Annotated in this window: 27 protein-coding genes, 2 tRNA genes and 1 pseudogene; 7 read left to right on the plus strand and 23 right to left on the minus strand. The window is 28.8% G+C overall.

The features are described 5' to 3' along the window. Positions 1-3: 3 nt before the first annotated feature. Genes Q0984_RS01630 through Q0984_RS01640 form a run of 3 tightly spaced genes read left to right on the plus strand, consistent with a single transcriptional unit; the run spans position 4 to position 1,621 of the window. A complete protein-coding gene (locus Q0984_RS01630) occupies positions 4-813 on the plus strand; it encodes a winged helix-turn-helix domain-containing protein (RefSeq protein WP_299522584.1) in 810 nt (269 codons plus the stop codon). Next, the gene (locus tag Q0984_RS01635) at positions 810-1,100 is read left to right on the plus strand and encodes a winged helix-turn-helix domain-containing protein (protein WP_299522587.1); all 291 of its coding nucleotides are present in this window, start codon (positions 810-812) and stop codon (positions 1,098-1,100) included. Before Q0984_RS01630 ends, Q0984_RS01635 begins: the two co-directional genes overlap by 4 nt. A 14-nt stretch (positions 1,101-1,114) precedes the next feature. After that, complete coding sequence (locus Q0984_RS01640) at positions 1,115-1,621, plus strand: molybdenum cofactor biosynthesis protein B (protein WP_299522590.1); 507 nt, start codon at positions 1,115-1,117, stop codon at positions 1,619-1,621. 42 nt (positions 1,622-1,663) lie between these two features. Here Q0984_RS01640 and pyrE read toward each other — a convergent pair whose 3' ends face one another. The 5 genes from pyrE to thsA form a co-directional block, all read right to left on the minus strand. After that, positions 1,664-2,188 (minus strand): orotate phosphoribosyltransferase, encoded by a 525-nt coding sequence (gene pyrE, locus Q0984_RS01645; protein ID WP_299522593.1) that lies wholly within the window; start codon positions 2,186-2,188, stop codon positions 1,664-1,666. Positions 2,189-2,205: 17 nt separating this feature from the next. Continuing rightward, positions 2,206-2,439, minus strand: coding sequence for a PRC-barrel domain-containing protein (locus Q0984_RS01650; protein WP_299522596.1), 234 nt, complete (start codon positions 2,437-2,439; stop codon positions 2,206-2,208). A 152-nt stretch (positions 2,440-2,591) separates the two neighbouring features. Continuing rightward, positions 2,592-3,053 carry a GNAT family N-acetyltransferase gene (locus Q0984_RS01655; protein WP_299522599.1) on the minus strand — a complete coding sequence of 154 codons (462 nt, stop codon included), beginning with the start codon at positions 3,051-3,053 and terminating at the stop codon, positions 2,592-2,594. 33 nt (positions 3,054-3,086) lie between these two features. Next, a complete protein-coding gene (locus Q0984_RS01660) occupies positions 3,087-4,109 on the minus strand; it encodes an adenosylcobinamide amidohydrolase (protein WP_299522602.1) in 1,023 nt (340 codons plus the stop codon). Positions 4,110-4,164: 55 nt separating this feature from the next. Further along, on the minus strand, positions 4,165-5,784 hold the full coding sequence (gene thsA / locus Q0984_RS01665) for a thermosome subunit alpha (protein WP_299522605.1): 1,620 nt from the start codon (positions 5,782-5,784) through the stop codon (positions 4,165-4,167). 134 nt (positions 5,785-5,918) lie between these two features. Between thsA and Q0984_RS01670 the strand changes: the two genes are divergently transcribed. Further along, entirely contained in the window at positions 5,919-6,539 is a 621-nt protein-coding gene (locus Q0984_RS01670) for a cyclase family protein (protein WP_299522608.1), read from the plus strand. Positions 6,540-6,549: 10 nt separating this feature from the next. Here Q0984_RS01670 and Q0984_RS01675 read toward each other — a convergent pair whose 3' ends face one another. The 13 genes and pseudogenes from Q0984_RS01675 to Q0984_RS01735 form a co-directional block, all read right to left on the minus strand. Then, entirely contained in the window at positions 6,550-7,398 is an 849-nt protein-coding gene (locus Q0984_RS01675; RefSeq protein WP_299522611.1) for a glycosyl transferase, read from the minus strand. A gap of 182 nt (positions 7,399-7,580) precedes the next feature. Continuing rightward, positions 7,581-8,630 (minus strand): aspartate-semialdehyde dehydrogenase, encoded by a 1,050-nt coding sequence (gene asd, locus Q0984_RS01680; protein WP_299522615.1) that lies wholly within the window; start codon positions 8,628-8,630, stop codon positions 7,581-7,583. Positions 8,631-8,638: 8 nt separating this feature from the next. Beyond that, the gene (gene dapB / locus Q0984_RS01685; protein ID WP_299522618.1) at positions 8,639-9,460 is read right to left on the minus strand and encodes a 4-hydroxy-tetrahydrodipicolinate reductase; all 822 of its coding nucleotides are present in this window, start codon (positions 9,458-9,460) and stop codon (positions 8,639-8,641) included. 12 nt (positions 9,461-9,472) lie between these two features. After that, positions 9,473-10,366, minus strand: coding sequence for a 4-hydroxy-tetrahydrodipicolinate synthase (dapA, locus tag Q0984_RS01690; RefSeq protein WP_299522620.1), 894 nt, complete (start codon positions 10,364-10,366; stop codon positions 9,473-9,475). After that, on the minus strand, positions 10,363-11,583 hold the full coding sequence (locus tag Q0984_RS01695; protein WP_299522622.1) for an aspartate kinase: 1,221 nt from the start codon (positions 11,581-11,583) through the stop codon (positions 10,363-10,365). Before Q0984_RS01695 ends, dapA begins: the two co-directional genes overlap by 4 nt. A 195-nt stretch (positions 11,584-11,778) precedes the next feature. Continuing rightward, positions 11,779-11,976, minus strand: coding sequence for a 30S ribosomal protein S17e (locus tag Q0984_RS01700; RefSeq protein ID WP_299522625.1), 198 nt, complete (start codon positions 11,974-11,976; stop codon positions 11,779-11,781). Continuing rightward, positions 11,969-12,304, minus strand: coding sequence for a chorismate mutase (locus tag Q0984_RS01705; RefSeq protein ID WP_299522628.1), 336 nt, complete (start codon positions 12,302-12,304; stop codon positions 11,969-11,971). The genes Q0984_RS01700 and Q0984_RS01705 overlap by 8 nt, the downstream gene beginning before the upstream one ends. A gap of 88 nt (positions 12,305-12,392) precedes the next feature. After that, entirely contained in the window at positions 12,393-13,259 is an 867-nt protein-coding gene (locus tag Q0984_RS01710; protein ID WP_299522631.1) for a shikimate kinase, read from the minus strand. Beyond that, on the minus strand, positions 13,259-14,338 hold the full coding sequence (locus Q0984_RS01715) for a glycosyltransferase family 4 protein (RefSeq protein ID WP_299522634.1): 1,080 nt from the start codon (positions 14,336-14,338) through the stop codon (positions 13,259-13,261). Before Q0984_RS01715 ends, Q0984_RS01710 begins: the two co-directional genes overlap by 1 nt. After that, entirely contained in the window at positions 14,335-15,420 is a 1,086-nt protein-coding gene (gene cbiD, locus Q0984_RS01720) for a cobalt-precorrin-5B (C(1))-methyltransferase CbiD (protein ID WP_299522637.1), read from the minus strand. The genes Q0984_RS01715 and cbiD overlap by 4 nt, the downstream gene beginning before the upstream one ends. Positions 15,421-15,452: 32 nt before the next feature. Then, positions 15,453-15,713, minus strand: a complete 261-nt coding sequence (locus Q0984_RS01725; protein WP_299522640.1) for a thioredoxin family protein — start codon at positions 15,711-15,713, stop codon at positions 15,453-15,455. 106 nt (positions 15,714-15,819) lie between these two features. After that, positions 15,820-16,379, minus strand: a pseudogene (locus Q0984_RS01730) (Ig-like domain-containing protein); the annotation flags it as partial. Positions 16,380-16,445: 66 nt separating this feature from the next. Then, on the minus strand, positions 16,446-16,628 hold the full coding sequence (locus tag Q0984_RS01735) for a hypothetical protein (protein WP_299522643.1): 183 nt from the start codon (positions 16,626-16,628) through the stop codon (positions 16,446-16,448). Positions 16,629-17,152: 524 nt separating this feature from the next. On the opposite strand from Q0984_RS01735, the gene Q0984_RS01740 reads away from it, so the two are divergent. Then, complete coding sequence (locus Q0984_RS01740) at positions 17,153-19,234, plus strand: DEAD/DEAH box helicase (protein WP_299522646.1); 2,082 nt, start codon at positions 17,153-17,155, stop codon at positions 19,232-19,234. 12 nt (positions 19,235-19,246) lie between these two features. Here the strand turns inward: Q0984_RS01740 and Q0984_RS01745 are convergent, their stop codons facing one another. Both Q0984_RS01745 and Q0984_RS01750 read right to left on the minus strand, forming a co-directional pair. Further along, the gene (locus Q0984_RS01745; RefSeq protein ID WP_299522649.1) at positions 19,247-19,546 is read right to left on the minus strand and encodes a DUF2098 domain-containing protein; all 300 of its coding nucleotides are present in this window, start codon (positions 19,544-19,546) and stop codon (positions 19,247-19,249) included. A 32-nt stretch (positions 19,547-19,578) separates the two neighbouring features. After that, positions 19,579-19,854, minus strand: a complete 276-nt coding sequence (locus Q0984_RS01750; protein ID WP_299522652.1) for a PRC-barrel domain-containing protein — start codon at positions 19,852-19,854, stop codon at positions 19,579-19,581. Positions 19,855-19,969: 115 nt separating this feature from the next. Here Q0984_RS01750 and Q0984_RS01755 point away from each other — a divergent pair, with 115 nt between their 5' ends. Together Q0984_RS01755 and deoC are read left to right on the plus strand one after the other, a co-directional pair. Continuing rightward, the gene (locus Q0984_RS01755) at positions 19,970-21,634 is read left to right on the plus strand and encodes a tRNA uridine(34) 5-carboxymethylaminomethyl modification radical SAM/GNAT enzyme Elp3 (RefSeq protein ID WP_299522655.1); all 1,665 of its coding nucleotides are present in this window, start codon (positions 19,970-19,972) and stop codon (positions 21,632-21,634) included. 75 nt (positions 21,635-21,709) lie between these two features. Next, positions 21,710-22,432 carry a deoxyribose-phosphate aldolase gene (gene deoC / locus Q0984_RS01760; protein ID WP_299522658.1) on the plus strand — a complete coding sequence of 241 codons (723 nt, stop codon included), beginning with the start codon at positions 21,710-21,712 and terminating at the stop codon, positions 22,430-22,432. A gap of 97 nt (positions 22,433-22,529) precedes the next feature. Here the strand turns inward: deoC and Q0984_RS01765 are convergent. From Q0984_RS01765 to Q0984_RS01775, 3 genes are all read right to left on the minus strand, one after another. Then, positions 22,530-22,602, minus strand: a tRNA-Phe gene (locus Q0984_RS01765). 3 nt (positions 22,603-22,605) lie between these two features. Further along, a tRNA-Val gene (locus Q0984_RS01770) sits at positions 22,606-22,677 on the minus strand. A 133-nt stretch (positions 22,678-22,810) separates the two neighbouring features. Further along, positions 22,811-23,011 (minus strand): histone family protein, encoded by a 201-nt coding sequence (locus Q0984_RS01775; protein WP_004033084.1) that lies wholly within the window; start codon positions 23,009-23,011, stop codon positions 22,811-22,813. Between the last annotated feature and the right edge of the window lie 89 nt (positions 23,012-23,100).

The raw sequence follows: 23,100 nt of genomic DNA on the forward strand, positions 1-23,100 counted from the left end.
ATTATGGCAACAACTATAAAGAATAATTTAAAAGAGGAATATAACGGAATTAAATATATCTTAACTTCAACTATGCGTACAAAATTACTATTAAGCATATATGAAAATTCAAAAAACTTAGATGATTTGAGAAACGAGCTAAATAAACCATCAGCAACTATACTTCATGGTTTAAAAGAATTGGAAAATTTGAATTTTGTTAAAAAAGTTCAAAAACAGTACCAATTAACATCAAATGGTTATTTACTAACTACAAATATGATTAAATTAATTGATAACTGGTATGCAACTAACAAAAATGAAAATTTCTGGAATACACATGATTTAACAACTATTCCTAAGGAAAATCTTAAAAATATTTATCTTCTAAAAAATGCTAATTGTATCTCTTCAACAACAAGTAACCTATCAAAAGCATATAACAGTTATACTGAACTAATTGCAAATTCAAATGAACTAAAAATAATACTACCTATTTTTTCGGAAAATCATTTAACACAGATAGTCCAATTAATAGAAAATCAAACACTGCATAATCTTGAATTAATCATCAACCAAGACATTTTACCATTAATTCGTGGAAATCCATTATTTAAAAAATGGTTAATTAATAATGAAAATGTGAAAATAATTAGTCTAAAAATCCCTTTAAAAACCTTTTTAACAATAAATAATGAATTTATTTCACTTACCTTATTTTTTAAAGATGGACACTACGATGACTCACAAATCTTAATTGATAAAACTCAAGATGGATTAAAGTGGGGAAACTTATTATACCATCACACTAAAGAGTGGAGATGGAATCAATGACAATAAAAAGATTGTTAGATCAAATATTTCTACAAAGAAAAGGTGGAAAAACTTCTGCAAAAATCGTGGATTTATTGCTTGTACGCCCATATAATGGGAGTCAAATAGCTAGAATTATAAAAATGGATTACAACACTATTGAATATCATTTAGATATCCTATGTGAAAGTAAATTAGTAATGTGTGAATCAGATAGCTATGGATCCTTATATTATCCTACAGATTTACTACTAAATAATCACGAAGAATACGAAAAAATAAAAGAGATGATAACAATAACTACATAATAAAGGGGAAAAATATGAGAAGTGAAACAACTGAAAAACATAAAAAATTATCATCTAATGACATTACTTGTGGTATAATAACATTAAGTGATACTATCACTACAAATGAAGATGATTTATCTGGACAATATCTTGCAAATGAACTATCAAAAAGATACCAGCTAAAATCTAAAATAATAATACCTGATGAAAAAAAAGCACTAATTGAAAGTATCGAAAAAATGATTGAAAATAATATTGAGGTTATATTAACAACTGGAGGTACTGGACTAGACAGCAGAGATATAACTGTTGAAACAGTAGAAAGTATCTTTGATAAAAAAATTGAAGGATTTGGTGAAATTTTTAGACATCAATCTTTTTTAGAAATTGGTTCAGGAGCACTCATTTCTAGAGCTACAGCAGGAGTATATAAAAAAACAGTCATATTTTCTATGCCTGGCTCCCCCAATGCAGTTAAAACTGCATTAAATATAATAATTGATGAATTTCCCCATTTGGTATTTCATGCACAAAAATAAAAAAAAAAGATGAACTTAATTGTTCATCATCTTTTTTTAAAGTTAAAAAAAATCGTCAACAGTTATTAAAGGTTCTAATTTGATTCCTTCTTTATCAAAAGCTTCAATAGCTCCTTCCTGCCTATCCACAACAACAAAAGCTCGTTTTACATTTCCTCCATTGTCCTGAATTCCATGAATAGCTTTAAGTAATGATCCACCAGTAGTTGTAACATCCTCTACAACAATAACATCATCACCTTTATTCAATTCACCTTCAATAAGTTTAGAGGTCCCATAACCTTTTTTTTCTTTTCTAATCATCAATAAAGGAATTTTAGATTCAAGTGAAACTGCAGTAGCTATAGGAACTGCGCCAAGTGCTGGACCTGCCACTTTATCAATATTATCTTCAACAATAGATTCTGTGATTAAATTAGCTATTGTTGATAATATTTCAGGATCAGTAATAGCTTTTTTCATATTTATATAATAATCACTTTTTTTACCAGAAGATAATTTAAAATCCCCTTTTAAGAAAACACCGTTTTCTTTTAATAAATTAATTAAATATTCTTTAGTAATCATTAAAATAACCAATATATTTAAATATCATCATCATTTTTAAGTAAAACCTTATCTCCCATAACTTTCACAAGTTCTGTAGGGACAACATTTTCTCCACTTGATTTAATTTGATCAGCAAATCCTGTTTTTTTAATGACCAAATCAGTTACTTCAAAAGTATCTTTATCCATAACAACATCTATAACTTTACCAATTAAATTAGCACCACCATCAAGTACTTCTTTATTAATTAAATCTTCTTTAATTCTCATGATAATCACCATTAAATTTAATATGTTTTATTATAGTATTCTGATGTATATTAAAGTTTTGTAGAATTTATCTAATCAGAAAACATTCCAATGAAACTTTCATTATTATTAATTAATAAAATAAGAGATTAACTATCAAAAAGACAAATATTTTATAAAATTTTTTCCATTCCTGTCTTTTGAATTTTCATACCAACATGTTTATAAAACTCCATTGCCTCATCATTACCTTCCCAAACATTTAAAGTTACATTATAACATCCAATACCTTTTGCATAGTTTAAAACATGATTATACAATGCAGTTCCAATACCTTTACCCCTACAGTCTTGATTAACACATAAATCATCAATATATAAATTTTTATAATTAGATGAATTATCAAAATGATTAAATATAATACAAAAAGCATAACCCACTATTTTATCATCCTCTTCAAAAACAAAAATAGGTGTTTCATCTTTTTGAGTAATAATTTTTTCTAATTCATCAGCACCATATTTTTTACCTCCAACTTTAAATAAATCTGGACGCAAATCAGCATGAATCTCCTGAACTTGAAAAAGCAGTTTATTAATTTCAATAATATCATTTACATTTGCTAATCTTATCATGTAAATATTATTAATATCTAGTATTATAAAAAATTAACTTAAAAATTTATCAATCCAAAAATTTAAAATCTTCAAGATATAATAATCCTCGCAATCATTATTTAAAATATTTTTAGCCAAATTATAAGCTGTTTTTTTATTAATTAATCCATTTTCAACTTCATCAATTAAATTTAAAATAGAAGAAGTTAATGCTACATTATTTTGTTTTCTTGCAGATATTTGTAAAGACTTTATAAAATTTTCTTTATCTTCATCTAAATTATCATAAAATTCATTAATATCTAATTTATACCTTGTTAATCTAGCTAAAACATTACACTGAGATTTATTTGTAATCCAAACTTGTCTTTTAATAGCTTCTGTTACTGATTCAATAACACAATTAGCTATTAATTCTCCAAGTTTTGAATGTTTTCCTGCATTAGATAAAACATTATCTGATCCAATATTTGAAAAAATAGCTACGCCATCAGTTCCTGTTCCTGTTGCAAACCCATTTGAAAATTGGCTTGGAATTCTTAAATTATTTAAAGCTACAGCCTTTGCTTCAGTAGCCGTCATTAAGCCAATACCTAATGTCCCCGGCTCTAAAGAAACATTAGTTAAAATAATACTATTAATCGTTCCCACATCAAAATGAAATTTAGCATTTTCTTCATAATAACTTGCAGGGTCTCCTGCTCTTGAGGCATTTACTCTTACACCAGCAGTAGTTATTACACTAACTTCTAAGTTTTTATAGTATTTTGTAACAACACATGCATTTTCCATTTTAGCAGAAGTTAAAAGTCCTGTTGTATACTTATAATCAATTTCCAAAACACCACAATGTTTAAGTAAATATTCATAAACACTATGATTTTCTAAAAAATTAATATTCTCCTGAGATAAATAATGATTGAAAACTGATTTAAAGTCAGAACTATATCCTCCATTTAAATCAGAGGTTGAAATTCCATTTCTACAAACTCCAAAATCAACTACTATAGAATCTTTATAGATATATGCTCTATCCCCAGTTGAATTTTTAAAAATAAGTTTTTTAGTTTGCAAAACAATACCTTAAAAAATAAAAAGAAAAAAAGAAATTAAATAATTTCTTTTAAAATTACATCATTGGAGGCATTCCACCCATAGCAGCAGGATCCATACCGCCCATGTCAGCGTCACCTTTACCACTAGATGCAATTACATCATCAATTCTTAAAATCATTTCAGCTGCTTCAGAAGCAGATTGGATAGCTTGTTTTTTGACACGTTTAGGTTCAATTACACCAGCTTCTTTCATGTCTGCTACTTTACCAGTGAATACATCTAATCCCATTACAGAACTATCTTCATGAGCAGCTCTTAAATCTACTAATGAATCAATACTGTCTAAACCTGCATTTTCAGCTAAAGTTTTAGGAACTATTTCTAATGCTTCTGCAAATGCATTTACAGCTAATTGTTCTCTTCCACTGATAGAATCAGCATAATCTTTGAGTTTTTTAGCCATTGCAATTTCAGGAGCTCCTCCACCAGCTACAACTTTATCATCTTCTACAGTAGCTGCTACAACACCAATTGCATCTTCAATTGCCCTTACAATTTCATCAACAATATGTTTGGTACTTCCTCTTACGAATAAAGTTACAGATTTAGCTACACTGCATTCTTCAACAAAGATCATTTCTTCGCCAGATACTTTTCTTTCTTCTACAATACCTGCTTCACCTAAGTCGTCAGCAGTTAAATCTTCTAAATTGGTTACTACACTAGCACCAGTAGCTCTAGCTAATTTTTCAATGTCAGATTTTTTAACTCTTCTTACAGCTAAAATACCTGCTTTAGATAAGTAATGTTGTGCTAAATCATCAATACCTTTTTGTGCGAATAATACATTAGCACCAGATTCAGCTACTTTATCCACCATATCTTTAACCATTTTTTCTTCTTGTTCAATGAAAGCTTGCATTTGAGCAGGATCAGTTATTCTGATTTCTGCATCAACTTCAGTTTCTTTTACTTCAAGAGGAGAGTTAACTAATGCAATTTTTGCATCTTTAACTTCAGAAGGCATACCTGGATGTACTCTTTCTTTATCCACAATTACTCCTTCAACTAATGTAGAATCTTCTACAACAGCACCATCTTTTTTCTCGATTTTGATGTTGTCAGTGTCAACTACACCATCTTCAGCTACTTTTTGAACTGCATCTACGATTAATTTTGCTAATGGTTCACGTGCTGCTTCAGTTCCTTTACCAGTCATAGCAGTCATAGCTACTTTCATTAAAGTTTCTTCATCAACTGAATCAATTGCAATTTCATCTAAGATTTCTTGTGCTTTTTCAGCTGCTTGCCTGTATCCCATAGCAATAATAGTTGGGTGAATATCTTGATCTAATAAAGATTCAGATTTTTTCAATAATTCTCCAGCAATAATTACTGCAGTAGTAGTTCCATCTCCAACTTCATCTTCTTGGGTTTTAGCTACTTCCACTAACATTTTAGCTGCAGGATGTTCGATATCCATTTCTTTTAAGATTGTAACACCATCATTGGTTACAACGATATCTCCAAGTCCATCAACTAACATTTTATCCATTCCTTTTGGACCTAATGTTGTTCTTACAGTTTCAGCAAGGACTTTTCCTGCTAAAATATTGTTTCTTTGAGCATCTCTTCCGACAGACCTGTTTGTTCCTTCAGGTAAAATAAAAATTGGTTGTCCACCTTGTGCCATTATAATCACCTTTTAAAATTAATTTATTATAGAACAGTTTTAAATATCAACATGAAAAATAATTATATTGTTGAATAACCCTTCTACCATATACTGAGTTTAAGGTTATATAAATACTTATCGGTTGTGAAAAAATGGAATATATTGATCTTACACACAAAATAGAAAATAACCTTCAAGAATACCCTGGAGATCCCAAAACAAATCTCGAATATTTTAAGAAAGCTGATGAAAATGATAGTTGCACATTATTAAAATTAGAAACTGGACTTCATACAGGAACTCATATGGATTCTCCATTCCATTATATCCCAAATGGTAAAAAGATATCTCAACTACCCTTAGAAAATTTTATTGGGAAAGCTAGTGTAAATTATGTGAAAAGTAAAAGTAAAGAAATTTTAGTTAAAAATTGTAATTTAAAAAACACAACTGAAAAAATAGCTATAATAATCACAGGATGGGGAAAGTATTATGGTAGTGATAAATATTTTTATAATAATCCTTATATCTCCAATGAACTAGCTGAATTAATCATAGAAAAAAATATTAAAGGAATAGCTATAGATACATGTTCTGTAGATAAATATGGTGAAAATACAATTCATAAAAAATTACTTAAAAATAACATATGGATTGTTGAAAATATTAAAAATTCAAATAAAATAAATAAAAATAGTTATGATTCAATTTTCATCCCATTGAACATTGATGCAGAAGCATCACCTATAAGAGCAATTCTAAAAAAAGATTAAAAAAAAGAAACTATTTATCAAATCGTTTCTTCTCTAATTTAAAAGGTGGAATCTTTTCCATAGTTTCATAAGCTTCCTGTTCCTCTTGAAGTTCATTAAAGAAGTTATTAATTTCTTCCAAACGTTTTATCTTATCTTCTTTAGAATCAAGTTCTTTTTGAAGATTAATATAATCCTCTTTAGAAACTGTAGATTTCTTTAAAAGAGATAAATCTTTTTGAAGATTAATATAATTATCTTTAGATATTGTAGATTCCTTTAAAAAAGATATTTCATTTTCTTTAGAATTAATTTCTTCTTCTTTTTCATGCAATTCATTATTTTTATACTGAAGTTCTCTTTCAAGAGCAGAAATCCTATTTTCAAATTCAGAATTATTTTCTAATTTAATAAGCTGTATCTTATAATCATCAATAGTTCTTGAAAGTGAATTAATTTTAGCATCCTTTTCAGCAATATTCTTAAAAGATTCATTTAATCTTTCATTAACTTCAGCAAGTTCTTTTTTCTTATAATCCTTTAATTGTTCTGCAAAATAAGTCTTAATTTCATCAAGAGAATTATTTACATAATCCAACTCATAAATCCTATCTTCTTGGTTTTTAATTAAAGCATCTTTTTCTTCCACTTGCTTTTTTAAAAGATTAATTTCATCTTCTGCTTTAAATTTAATAAGTGAAACTTCTTTTTCTTTATTAACAATATGGTTTTCAAGTTCCTGGATTTTTTGAGGAGTTGTATCTCTAGCTTTAGCTACTTCTAACTCTGTTAAATCTAATTTAAGTTTATTGAGCTCCAACAAACAATTACGAATTAAACTTTGTAAAGTTTCGTTTTCAATACCAGTATCTAATTCCATATTATCCCATAATTTTAAAAAAAAATCTTTATCCCAATTATAATTGAAATTCAAATTATAATATAATTAATAAAGTATTATGAAATTAATAGTATTTAAATTAAACCCTTAAAATCATCAAAAATTAAAATCAAAACTAAATAAAGAAAATATTAAAAATAAGAAAAATAAAAAGGACAAAATTAAAGTATCCTCTCATTAATCAATTCAGCATTTAACACAGAAGCTCCAGCAGCTCCACGAATAGTATTATGACCAACTAATACATACTTAAAACTATTATCAAATGCTTGATCTTTTCTTAATCTTCCAACAGAAACTGACATTCCATTACCTGCATTTCTATCCATTCTTGGTTGTGGACGATCAATTTCTTCTTTAACAATGACTGGATTATCAGGTGCTGAGAAAAGATCTAATTTTTGAGGTAATGCCTTAAAATTAGCCATTTTATCTTTGATATCATTAATATCAAAATCATCATCTAATTCAACAAATACTGCTTCAGTATGTCCATCAATAACTGGAACCCTATGACATGAAGCACTTAATTTAAAATCGGCTTTAGAAACTGTTTCTCCATCATAATTACCTAAAAGATGTAATGTTTCACTTTCCATTTTTTCTTCTTCATTACCAATATATGGAACAAGATTATCAACAATAGCCATGGAAGGTACTCCATCATAACCTGCTCCAGACACTGCTTGCATTGTTGAGACTCTAATTGCATCAACATTAAAATTATCAACAATAGGTTTCAATGACAATGTTAAAGCAATAGTTGAACAATTAGGATTAGTAACAATGAATCCATCCCAATTATTTTCTTTTTGCTGAGCATCAATCATATCCAAATATTCTGGATTAACTTCAGGAATAACTAACGGAATATTTTTCTTCATCCTATGTGCACTTGCATTACTTGCAACTACATAATCTTGTGCAAACTCTTTTTCAACTTTAGCTGCAAATTCTGTTGGTAATGATGAAAATACAATATCAACATCATTATCCATTGCTTCAGCATCAGTTTCTTTAACAATAATATCTTTAACAGAGTTTGGCATTTCACTATCAAGATACCATGTAGTAGCATCTTCATATCTTTTACCTGCTGATCTTGAAGAAGCAGCTAGTGCAGTAATTTCAAAATCTGGATGATTATCGAGTAATTGGATAAATCTTTGACCAACCATTCCAGTTGCACCAAGTATACCAACATTTACCATAAAAACACCTATTCTAATCCTAAGACATCATTCATATTGCTAACAACACCCTCTTTAGCATCAGGAATATATCTAATAGCTCTAATTACACCTGCAATAAAAACTTCTCTAGTATGAGCTCTATGTGTGAATTCTATTCTTTCACCATCGCCAATGAACATTACAGTATGGTCTCCAACAATATCTCCACCACGAATAGCATGCACACCAATTTCTTCTTTAGTTCTTTTACCAACCATTCCTTTTCTTCCGAAAACACCTACTTCTTCAGGATTACGGTCAAGTTCATTAGCTATTACTTCAAATGCAGTCATTGCAGTTCCAGATGGAGCATCCTTTTTTTGATTATGATGTGCTTCGATAATTTCAATGTCAAAATCATTTAAAACTGAAGTTAATTTCTTTAAAGTATTGAAAAATACATTAACTCCAATAGACATGTTAGAAGATATAACTGCTTTAACATTATTTTCTTCCACATTTTTAATGTTTCCAGCCATTTGTTCGTCACTAAAACCAGTAGTTCCCACCACAACATTTACACCACAAGAAGTAGCTATTTTAATTGTTTCAACAGCTGCATGAGCTATAGTAAAATCAACTAAAACATCTGCTTTAGATTTTTTTAAAGTTTCTTCTAATTTTTCAGCACCAACAATATTAACACCCAATTCGCCAATACCTGCTTGAACACCTGCATCAACACCTTCTAAAGGAGTATTAGGTATTTCAATAGCTGCTACTACTTCCATGTCATCTTGCTGTGTTATTTTTTTAATAATTCCAGAGCCCATTCTTCCAGCTGCTCCAGTTACTGCTACTTTAATCATATTATAACCAACTTAAATTAAATCTGCTTCTTTTAAAGCTTTTTTGAGAATTTCAACATTTTCATTTTTCATATCTGCTAATGGTGCTCTAAGAGGTCCAGAAGGAAGACCCATTATATTCATTGCAGTTTTTGCAGGCACAGGATTACTTTCAATGAAAAGAGCTTTTATTAAATCAATCATTTCATAGTGAAGCTCTTGAGCCCTAGTAAAATCATCATTTAATATACTGTCAACCATTAAAACCATTCTTTTAGGATCTACATTAGCTGATGCACTAATCACACCAGTTCCTCCCAATGCCATGATTGGTAAAGTTAACCCATCTTCTCCAGAAAGAATATTGAAATCTTCTTCAAGTCCTTCTTTTGTAAGAGCTTTGTATATTCCAGATACTTTATCCACACTTCCACTAGCTTCTTTAACAGCATCAATATTATCAATTTTAGCTAATTCAACAATAGTTTCAACACTCATATCAATTCCAGTACGAGATGGAACATTATATGCAATAACTGGAATATCAGTTGCATCACTAATAGCTTGATAATGTTTAATCAATGCATGTTGCTGTGGTTTATTATAGTAAGGAGTAATTACTAAAGTTGCATCTGCACCTAATTCTTCAGCAGATTTATTTAACTCAATAGCTTCATGTGTAGAATTACTACCTGCCCCAGCAATTGTTTCAACTCTACCATCAACTTCATCAATTAAAATTTCAATTACTTGTTTATGTTCCTCATGAGTTAATGTTGCTGATTCACCAGAAGTTCCAGCACCAACCAACCCAGTTACACCATTATTAATTAAATAATTAATATTGGATCTAAATCCTTCTTCATCAATTTTTCCATCATCTGTAAATGGAGTTATCATTGCAACATATGTACCTTCAAAATTCATTGTAAAACCTCTTTAATTAATTCAAGCGCTTTTTCACCATCTTCCCAATCGACAAATAATACTACAGCAGTTTGAGATGAAGATATCTCAACAATATTAATATTGTTTTTTCTAAGTGGATTAGTAATATTAGAAATAATGCCAGGTTCATCAATAAACTCCGGACTAACTACAGTAATCATAGCTGTATCATCACCAAGAGATAATGAACTTAAAATATCATCATCAACCACCCAACTATGTAATAAATGATATGCTTTATCAGAATCTTTCTTTTCTACAAAAGTAGTTATAGAATTCTGTCCTGCTGAAATGCCAAATATATTAATCCCATCTTCTGCAAGGCATGAAGTTAAACTTGCTAAAAGACCTACTTTCTTGAGCATCTCTTCCCCAACAATAGCAATGACAGAAATAGGATTTTTGTATAAAGATACTGTCTTTAACATGTCTCCTTCAAAAGGACCAGTTATTTTTGTACCTTTAGCACTTAAATCACCATTATTGAAGTTGATAATTTTAGCACTTATTAGTGGGTCTTTATATTTTAAAGCATGTGGATGTAAAACTTGTGCTCCATGAGTTGCTAAATCCCTCATTTCTTCAACAGAAATTTCATCCAATAATTCTGCCTCTTCTATTTTATTAGGATCTGTTGACATTACTCCATCAACATCAGTAACAATAACTACATCATTAGCACCTAAACAATGCCCTAATAAAAATGCAGTTACATCACTGCCTCCTCTACCAATAGTAGTAATTTCACCACTAGGGCCTTTTCCTAAAAATCCACAAATAACTGGAATGATACCTTGACTTAAAAGATTTTTAATCCCTTCACATTTTTTATCAGTTGTTGCAAAATCAATTTTAGCATTAAGAGAATTAGAATCAGTTATTACAGGCCATTTATCATTATAAGGATCAATAAATTCAGCTTTAACACCTAAAGATTCAATAGTTGCAGCAAACAACCTAGAGCTAGTTAGTTCACCCATAGACATTATTTCTGCCTTTTGCCTATCGGTTAAACCCCCTCCAATAGCATCACTAGACAATTCAATTAGCTCATCAGTTGCATTATTAACTGCAGAAACAACAACAACTAATTGATTACCTTTCATATATTCATTAACTACAGACTGAGCTGCTTTTCTAATTCTAGAGCCATCACCTACCGATGTACCTCCAAATTTTGCTACTATTAAATCCATTAATATTCACCTATTTCTATAAAAAAATTTCTTTAAATTTTTGAATAAACAAAAATATCTAATTATTTATATGAATAAACACATTAATAAACTTTTAAAATAGATTACAAAAAGCTAAAATTAAAAAAAGTAGAATATCAAAATTGAACAAAATAAAAGTTAATAATAAAAAAATTAAAAAATATGAAAAAAGACTTATTCTTGAGTTTGTTCTAATCTTACAAGTCTTGTAACATATCCAGCGATTTTATTTCTTAAATGTTTAGTACTTACAGTAGAATATTCCATAACTAATTTTTTATTTTCATCAAAATCAGTAGTGAAAACACCTTTGTGAGTTTCTATAAGTTCTTTTGCTAAACGTTTAACAAATGAAGTTCTAATATTACCCATTAACATTCCTCCTTAAAATTTCTTTTTGCTCATTTTTACTTAATGTAGTTAGCATATCCATGATTTGATTACTAATATCAACATCAATATTATTTTTTTCAGATAACTTCTCAATTTTTTTATGAATTGAATCCTCTCTCTTCTTATCATAAACTGGCATACCAATATATTCTTTTGCAAGAGCTATATCCATAGCAAATGAAGTTCTCTGATAAATTAAATCAAAAATTTCATTATCAATTTCATCAATGCGTTTTCTAGAGTCTAAAAGCACTTTTTCAGCATCTTTCTTATCTTTAAAAGATTTTAGCTTGTAATTATTTTTCAAGAAATCACCATCTTTTGATAATAATGATAATAATATAATTTATTAGTATTATACTATTTAATATTATGGATTGTTTGAAAACTTAGTACTAAATTAAACTACAACCAATATTATCTACTTTAGTTTCAATAATTCTACCTTCATATTTAGACCAAGTCTCTTTAATGTCATCAATTTTATCATCTTCACAAATAGCAACAAATGATGAACCAGTTCCAGATAATCCTGATGCCAATGCACCAACACTCAATGCATCAATAGCTATATTTGAATTAAAACCTAAAGTATTTGCATAAATTAATCCATTTAAATTAAGTGCTTTGAAATAATCCTTGGATTCAGCTAATTCAAATGTAATTTCCACTAATGGAGATAATACTTTCATACGATTAACGTCAGAACTTCCAGATTCTGAACAGAAATTAGGCATGTAAACCAAAACTGGATATTCATCCATTTTTTCTTTTATGATAAATTTCCTATGTTCATTATCTGTAACTACCACCCCACCAAAATATGAAGCAGTTGCATCATCAAATGATCCAGTTATAGTAACTTTTGCTTCAAGAGATGCATCAATAGCTAAATTAATTATCTCCAAATCATTAAGAGGCTTTAAATTAAATTCTTCAGCAATAATTTTAGAAGTTACACTTACAACACTATTAGATAATGCACTACTACTTGATAATCCTGATGCCATTGGCAATTCAGATTTTGTACTAATTTTTAAACCAAAATCATTTTTAGAAATCCCATATTTTTCAAAAGTTTTCTTTGCACAAATCTCCATTAAATCCGTAGATGCTCCAACATCATTAGAACAGGTAATTAAACTATCTTGAGTTTTAGCCTGGCAAGTTATATCTAAGCCAATTCCAAAAGCAGAACCAAAACCTGTAGCTATTGCATTAATTATTGTTGCTGAACCTGGTGATCTTATTAATTTTTTCATTATTTAACCTCATCATAAGGAATTTCAACTTTACTAAAATCTTTAGCTCGAGATCTTGCATTTGAAGCTAAATTATTTCTAAATTTATCATCTAATATCATTTTATCAATAGCTTCAGATACATTTTCAGAATTGTTCGGATCAATTAATAAACCTACATCAGAAGTTATAATTTCCTTAATCCCACCAACATCACTTCCAATAACTGGTTTCCCACAAGCTAATGCTTCAATTAAAACTAAACCAAAACTTTCTGAAAAAGAAGGTAAAACAAGAACATCTGCACAAGGAATAATATTTTCTACATCTTTTCTTGCTCCCATAAAATAAACATCCGAAATATTTTCTTTTTTTACTTTATCTTTAAGTTGATTTAAAAGTGGACCATCACCTACTATAACAAGATTATAATCACTTTTAGCTAGTTTTTTAGCATCCAATAAAACATTCACATTTTTTCTTTTAATAATATTACCTACAAAAAGCACAATTGGTTTATTATTCTCAAAATTTAATTTAAATGAAGTATTTTCATTAATTTTAAACTTATCAATATCCACAGAATTCCAATATAATCTTGTTTTATTTTCAATTCCGGAAACATTAGTTTTTAAAATTTCTTTTTTTAAAGCATTACTTACCGCAAAAACAACATCTGCTTTTTTTAGTACTTTTTTAATAGTGGATCTCATGAAAGACTGTTTTTTATACATTTCAAACATGTCAGAACCATGAGCAGTCACATAAGTTTTAATACCATGTTTTTTTCCAATTTCAACAGCAGCAGCACCTGCAGGAAACAAATAATGGCCATGAATAATATCAATATCCACTTCTTTTAATAATTGCTTTAATACTTTTTTAGCACTAATCTTAAACATCAATCCACGAATTCCCGGAATATTTATTCCTTTAGTTCCAATTACATGAATCCCATCAATATCTTCAATGTCTTTATGAGGATAAGTTATTACATAAACTTCATGCCCTTGTTTTACAAGTTCCTTAGATAATGTATGAATATGAACACCCACACCACCTACATGAGGTGGAAACTGACCAATCATTGCTATTTTCATAATAAAAACCTTTCAAAATTATCATTTAAATAATTGCCTTCCATATCAACTAAAATAACATTTAAATCTAATTCAAATCTCTGTATACATCTTTCTTTGATAGCTAATGCAATACTATTACACACTTTTAAATGTAACTTTTTTTCATCCAAAATATCCAACATATCTTCTGTTGTTTTAGAATAATACAATTTTCTAAGTGTTAATGTATCTGCACCACAAATACCTGCATGAGTAATCATGATTTCTTTTCTACCATCAGCAATTGCATGTTTAGTATTGAAAATTCCACCAGCAACCTTAATTAATTTCCCAATATGTCCAAAAAAAGTAAATTTATCAATTCCTCTTTTTTTAGCCTCTTCAAACATGAAACCAATATAATTACCAGTTTGAATAATATGTTGTTTTGTAATATTTAACTGTTTTAAAGCTAATTTTTCGCCAATATTCCCTGGAACAAAAACTAGATTATCCAAATTTAAAGCTAAAGCCACATCAATTTGAGTAACAATAGAATTTTTATATGCTTCACTAGACATTGATCTAGCTATTCCAGTAGTTCCAATAACTGAAATACCATCAACAATACCTAATTTTGGATTCATTGTTTTTTTAGCTATTTTACGACCTTCAGGAATAGAAATCGTGACTTTAGCTACTTTATCATCAGGTAGAATATTTTCTAAATTTTTTTTAATCATCTTACGTGGAACAGGATTTATTGCATATTCCCCAACTGGAATTTGAAGTCCGGGTTTTGTTATTTTACCAACACCTTCTCCACCAGTTATTGTAACAACATCACCATTTCCAGTTTTTTCAAATAATTCAACAGTAGCAACAATAGCTAAACCTACAGTAACATCAGGATCATTATACGAATTTTTATGAGCTACTGCACAGGCAGAATTAGAAGATAATTTTTTACAATTATCAATTAAAATATCTAATGTTTTTTTAGGTGTTTCAACTTTAACACAATCAATATCTGAAGAATTTAAAATAGATTCTGTAGCTGCAACTGAACATGCTGTTGCAATAGTTCCAGTAGTCACGCCAATATACTTATCATTTGACATTTTTACAACTAATAAAAAAAAGAAAAATAAAATTAAATCAAAGATTTAACTTTATCAACAAGTTCATCTAAAGTAGGTGCACCAACAAATACAACCTGATTATCAATTGCAATTGTAGGAACTGCCATTATTTGATATTCCATTGCTTTTTGCCTATTTCCATCTAAACCTATGTTACAGATAACAACATCCATATCTGCACCTATAATTTCTTTTGCTTCATTAGCTACATTGACTGCAGCAGGACAATGTGGACAACTATCAGATGTAAAAACTTCTACTTTTACTACCATAATTTAAGTCTCCTATTAATTTAATTAATTGATGATAGTTTATGAAAACTAATATATAACTGTTTAGTTTAAAAAAAAAAGAAAAAAGTAAGAGATTTAAAATCTCTTAAGCAATTGTAATTTTGTTTCCTACCATGTAATCATCCCATATTGATGTTATGATGTATTGACCTTTGTTTAAGTTTATGTTTAGTTTAGCTACACCGTTTTCATCAGTTATTTTGTTGTAGAATACTCCGTTGACGTTGAATGTTATTTTTTGGTTAGCTAGTGGGTTTCCTTGTTTATCCAATGCAATTGCATTGAATGTTGATCCGTCTTTGTAATTCATAGAGAGGTCTGTTGTTTTTAGTGTTGGTAGGACTGTTATGTTGTTAGCTATTGCGTATCCTTCGTATTCTGAGGTTATTATGTAGTTTCCTGGTCTTAGGTTGATTTTTAATGTAGCTATTCCGTTTTCGTCAGTTACACGTTTGTAGAATACTCCGTTGATGTTGAAGTTTACTTCTTCACCTGTTACTATTTTACCGTCTTTTCCAATGATTTTTACGCTGAATTGTGATTCATTTTGAAATATTTTACCAAATCATAATTTTTAACGATTAATGGTTTTACAGCCACAATATTAGAGTTTTCCTCACCAGTCACAAGATTATAATTAGTAATACTAAAATCAACAATATAATTTTTACCACCAATACAAATTGTTACATTACCAGTAGCATTTAGGATTTACAACAACAAAAATAATATCCTATCTTGATCATCACATTTATCAACAGTTACATTAATTGAAGTTTTAGGACTAAATGTTACATTAGTTGTTGTAGTAGATTTAGAATAGTTTTCATCACCATTATAATTTATATCAACAACATAACTTCCAACAGGCCAATCCCCATAGTTACCATTCACTAAGTTAATATATATAATTTTTACCTATAATATTAAATGTTACATTACTAGTGACATTATTATGACTTACAACAGAAATTACTGTGTCTCTAAGACTACCCCCAGTTACAGTTACATTAATGAACTTTCATCTAAAGAAGTATTATTAAATACAATTAACTCATTATCAACATTAGCAACCAAGATAAATTTTTTACTATCTTGAGGGAATTTGAAATTAAATTTACCATTAATTAAATGACCTCCAGTAATACTAACTGATCCACCAGTTGCATTTAATTTAACATTTCTTGTTGGAATATTTATACTATTAGTAGCGTTAACATAGTATATATAACAGTTTGAATTAAAAATAATATAAATTTCAAAATATAATCTTAAATAGCTTATTTTGCCAAAACAACCTCAAATAACTTAAATAAACTATATGAAAGTTTATTTTATTTGTCATTAAACACAACAATTTATTAGAAATCAAATGGAGACTACAAATATTTATTATAAATGAAAAAAATAAATTTTAGATGATTATTATGGAAAATTTATCAAATGATATAAAAACAATAATAAATACTGCTTATCCTTACATTAAGGAATTTAATCCTGCACAAAAAGCAGTGATTGAATCCGGATATTTGGAAGATAAATCTAATTATATTATTTCAATTCCAACAGCTAGTGGTAAAACTGTTCTTGGAATTTTACCTGCTTTGAAAACCATATTAAATGGAGGTAAAGCAGTTTATGCAGCACCATTACTTTCAATACAAAATGAAAAAGTAAAAGAATTTAAAGCATTTGAAAAACATGGAATTAGTGTAGGCAAACATCCTTCCAGCAATGATTTATCTGTTATGGTTTTTGAATCATTTGATGCACTTACAAGATTTTCCTGGAATGTATTGCGTGAAGTAGATACATTAATTATTGATGAATTCCACATGATTGGAGAATATTCTCGAGGACCAACTTTAGAATCAGCAATTACACGAGCAAAACTTATCAATCCTAATTTAAGAATAATTGCACTTTCAGCTACTTTAAGAAATATAGATGAAATTGAAGAATGGTTAGGTGGAAAAACTGTAGAACATAATTATCGACCGGTACCATTAAATAAAGAAGTTTTAGACGCAGAAATGTTTAATACAAAAAACAAAAATGATGTAATCGTTAAAGTCGTTGAAAAAGCTATTGATGATAATTCACAAGCATTAAGTTTTGTATCAACAAGAAGATTTACCGAAAGCTTAGCTACATATGTTGCTAAAAAAATAGGTAAAAAAACAACGAAAGAACAAAAACAAAAATTTAAAGAAGTCGCTGATAAATTACTTGAAGTGCCTAAGAAAAAAGGATCACTTCCAACTACCACATGCATTAAATTAGCTGAAGCTGCTGAAAAAGGAGTAGTATTCCATCATGCAGGACTCTTTAATGAACAAAAAGAAATAATTGAAGAAGAATTTAGAAATGGAAATATATTAATGATTACTGCAACTCCAAGTTTAATGTATGGAGTTAATTTACCTTCAAAATATGTTATAATTCGAGATCACACCAGATGGACAAGTAATGGTCCAGCATCAATTCCTGTTTTTGATTATGAACAAATGTCTGGAAGAGCTGGAAGGCCCCAATATGATGATGTAGGTTATTCCTATTTAATAGCTAAAACTATGGATGAATCTTTTGATTTAGAAGCTCGTTATATTGATGGAGAAATTGAGTTAACAAATTCTAAACTAATAGACAATAAAGATGCAATATACAAACAAATTATAGCGCAAATTGCATCATCCCTTTCTAAAAATCTCGATGAACTAAGTGACTTCTTTGGAAAAACATTATATGGATTTCAAATGAAAAATAATCCTTCAATGTCCATGTTTGCCGAAGATAGTTTAAAATGGGAACTTGAAAATGCATTAGAATTTTTACTTCAAAATGGAATAATAAGAGCAACTCCTGAAGGACTTAAAACAACAAAATTTGGTAATTTAATAGCTAAATCTAATTATACTGTTGAAACTGCTGTTAAAATCAAAGAATATGTATCAACAATAAAAGAATTAAATCCTGCAGAAATGATTTATGCATTAGCCGAAACTCCTGATTTACCATTAATTTCATTTAAAGGAAGAAAAAGTAAAGATCCTGTTAGGGACAAATTATCTGAATATGGTCTTTTTACAGTAGACATTGGAAATCCTGAGGCTACAGCAGTTTCTTTAATTGAATGGATTGATGAAAGAAATGAATATGAAATTGAAAATGCATATAATGTTTACTCTGCATCTACTAGACGATCTGCTTATGAAGCATCACGCTTAGTCAAATTTGCTAAAAACACACTTGAAGTTTTAGGTAATTATTCACATCTTAAAGATTTAGATTATTTATCTGCCAGATTATATTATGGAGTAAAAGAAGATATTATACCCCTAGTTGTAGGAGTCAAAAGACTTGGAAGAAAAAGAGCCAGACTTCTTATTAAAACATTTGGTGATACTTTGAATTCTGCAAGTGAATCAGATTTACAAAAAGTAGAAGGAATTGGTCCGAAACTTGCAAATAAAATTAAAATATTCACTATGAACTATTAAAAAGAGAAAAAATTATCCTCCACCATTAGCAACACTGGAGGATAAATCAACATCTTCAAACATGTTCTCAGAGTTTTTAATAGCTTCAATATCAATATTATCATTATCATCTGAAAGATTTTTTGATTTTAAATCTTCATCATTTAATAACTCTAACTTGTCTGCAAGATACCATAAATTAGTTTTATCAATTTTAACCCAAGAAATATTACTTTCTTCTTTAATATCACTAACTTTACCAATAGTTCCAGTATCTACATATCTTACATGTGATCCTAGAGTTATCTCTTTATTTCTTGCATCAACTACCATCTTTAAAAAAACTCCTTTTTAGAAAATATTATTTATTCATCTTCAACTTCTACTTTATGAGCTTCGACTTCTTCTTCAACTTCTTCAGGCTCAGGTAATTCATTGCATAAAATAACATAACCACCAATAGTGTCAATGTCACCAAATGGAACTTCAAGTTCTTCTTTAGAAAATACTCCTTTTTTTAAAGAAACAATCATAGAACTTATAGTGCCTTCTTTTTGGTCAAATTCAAAATCACTTACAGTTCCAACTTCGTAAGCATTTTTATCTAAAACTTTAGAGCCTAAAACTTCTTTCATATTCATATTTATCACCTTAATTAAACAGATATTTTAAAAAATATCTTACCTAAAACAGTAAATATTTTAATTATATCAATATAAATAATTAACTATTAAATTTATAAAAGGTTAGAATAATATGGAAAATGCATGTCGCATAATAATTGAGGATATTTTAAACAATAAAATAAACACTAGAAAAGAGTTAGAAGTTGAAAAAAGAAAATTATGTCGTGAATTAAAATTATCTAGGTTTATGAGTAATGCAGATATTTTAGAATATGCAACTCCTGAAGAAAAAGAAATAGTTTCAAATATTTTAAGAAAAAAACCAACCAGAACCATGTCAGGTGTTGCAATTGTTGCTGTAATGTGCCATCCTCATGAATGTCCGCATGGACGTTGTTTTTATTGTCCAAAAAGTAATACTGCACCACCAAGTTACACTGGTGAAGAACCTGCAGCATTAAGAGGTAGAATGTATGAATTCCACCCATACATCCAATGTTTTAACCGTTTAAAACAACTTAAAAAAATAGGTCACCCTATTGACAAAGTTGAACTTATCATAATGGGAGGAACTTTCCCCTCTAGAGATTTATGTTATCAAGAATGGTTTGTATCACAATGTTTAAAAGCAATGGTTGATTTTGGATTAATACTTGAAAATAAACCTCAAGACAATGAATATAATTTAGACAATCTTGAAATAAAAAGTTTTGAAAAAGGTATTCTTAAAATTTATGAACCAAGTAATTATGTTCTTATCGATGATATTCAAAAGGCTAACGAAAATTCAAAAGTTAGATGTGTTGGAATGACCTTTGAAACACGTCCTGATTACTGTAAAGAAGAACATATAAATAGAATGTTAAATTTTGGAGTTACAAGAGTAGAATTAGGAGTTCAAACATTATCTGACAAATTATATGAAAAAATTAAAAGAGGTCATACAATAGCTGATGTTATTGAATCAAACACTCTTCTTCGTGACAGTGCAATAAAAGTAGCTATGCATATGATGCCCGGATTATTTGTAAGTCCTGATGAAGATTTAAGAATGTTTAAAAAATTATTTAGTGATGATAACTTTAAACCAGATATGCTCAAAATTTACCCATGTCTTGTTACAGAAGGAAGTGAATTATATGATTTATGGAAAAAGGGTAAATACAATCCATACACTGATGAAGAAGCTGTTGATTTAATTGTTAAAATTAAAAAAATACTCCCAAAATGGGTTAGAACTATGAGGATTCAAAGAGATATCCCATCAACATTAATTGAAGCAGGAGTCCAAAAATCCAACTTAGGAGAATTAGTTTACAATAAACTAGAAGAACACAATATAAATTGTCAATGTATACGTTGCCGGGAAATAGGTCATAAAAAAACTAGTCAAAACTATAACATTGATGATTTTAAACTATTTAAAGAATCTTACACAGCATGTGGTGGTGAAGAAACATTTTTATCAATTGAAGATAAAAATGAAGAAAGTCTTGCAGGATTTTTAAGATTTAGAATTCCTTCCCAAAATTATTACAGACCAGAAATTAATGATGAAACTGCACTTATACGCGAGTTGCATGTTTATGGAAATATGATTAAAATAGGAAATAAAAATCCCAAAATAGGCCAGCACACAGGTTTTGGAGAGAAACTATTAAAAGAAGCTGAAAATCTAGCTATAGATAAAGGAAAAAATGAAATAGCTATTATTAGTGGTATCGGATCTAGAAATTATTATCGTAAATTCGGATATGAAAAAAAAGGTCCATATATGGCAAAAAAATTAATCTAAAAAATCAAGACAAAAGTATTATATAGATTATTCGTAATAGTACTAATTAAATTAGTTATATAGGAGTGTTATATAATGTACAAAATAAAAAACTCAAAAGAGTTAGCAAGCCTTATAAACTGCATGAATTTAAATAATATGATAAACGAGGAAGAAATGAGTGCATACTTAGATAAAATAAGTAAACTTAATTTTAATTCAATTACAATAAGTCCAACATATGTACCATTAGCTAAAGAAAAATTAGCTAACACAGATATAAAAATAGGTACTGTGATTGGATTTCCATTAGGTTTTGAAACAACTGAAGGTAAAATAGCTGAAGCAAAACAGGCTCTTAAAGATGGAGCAGATGAACTTGAAGTTGTTCTTAATTTAAATTATTTAAAAGATCATAAATTTAAATTAATTAATGATGAACTTACACAATTAAGAACTCTTTTAGGAGATAAAACTTTAAAAGTCATTGTTGAAATGCAAGCAATAGAAGATAGTGAAAAAGCAGCTATTGCAAAAGTATTAGAAGAAAATAAAGTAGATTACATTAAAACATCAACAGGATTTGTTGCACCAGATAATATTTACTCCAAAGTTAATGATATTAACATAATTCAAAAATATGCACCACAACTTAAAATTGAAATTTATGGTGGTGTAGACAATTACAAACTAGCTAATCAAATTTTAACAGGTGGAGCTGATTTAATTGCTAGTAATGAAGGTTATGATATTGTAGAAAGATATCGTACTTTAAGAGAAAACACCCAAGTAACTCCAAAACCAATAAGATTCGATTAGAATCTTAAAACCATCTTTTTTTTTAAGTTATTTAAAAATAATCATTTTTAATAATAAATAATTTAGATAATAAAAAAAATATTTTAGAAATAGTAAATGCCATGGGCCGGACTTGAACCAGCGACATCTAGATCTTCAGTCTAGCGTTCTCCCAACTGAACTACCATGGCATATGGACCGAACGAGATTCGAACTCGTGATCTCCTCCATGTCAAGGAGGAATCATACCCCTAGACCACCGGTCCTGTGCAACACTACTTACTTTATCAAACATAGTATATAAATATAACGGTTGCAACAAAATCCAGCGATACTAAAAATATAAAAAAATTGACCAAGAAAAAATGGCCAATAGATTCAAATAAAATGTTAAAAAGCCTATTTGATAGCTAATTTGATATCTTCAGCTTTTACAGTTTTTCTACCAGCGTGGCGTGCGAAATTGACAGCTTTTTGTGCAATTGCGTCACCTTTTTCTTCTAATGCTTCAGCTAATGCAATTTTTGCATCATCACTAATTCTTTGTGCGCCAGCATTTTTTAAGATACGACCGACTGGTGCGATTGGTAATTCACTCATAATGACACCTCCAATTAAAACATAGTTTCATATAGTATATAAATGTATCGGTGAAAAATGGCTATTTACTCTTTATAGAATAACAATAA

Source organism: uncultured Methanobrevibacter sp. (genome assembly GCF_934746965.1).
Taxonomy (GTDB): Archaea; Methanobacteriota; Methanobacteria; order Methanobacteriales; family Methanobacteriaceae; genus Methanocatella.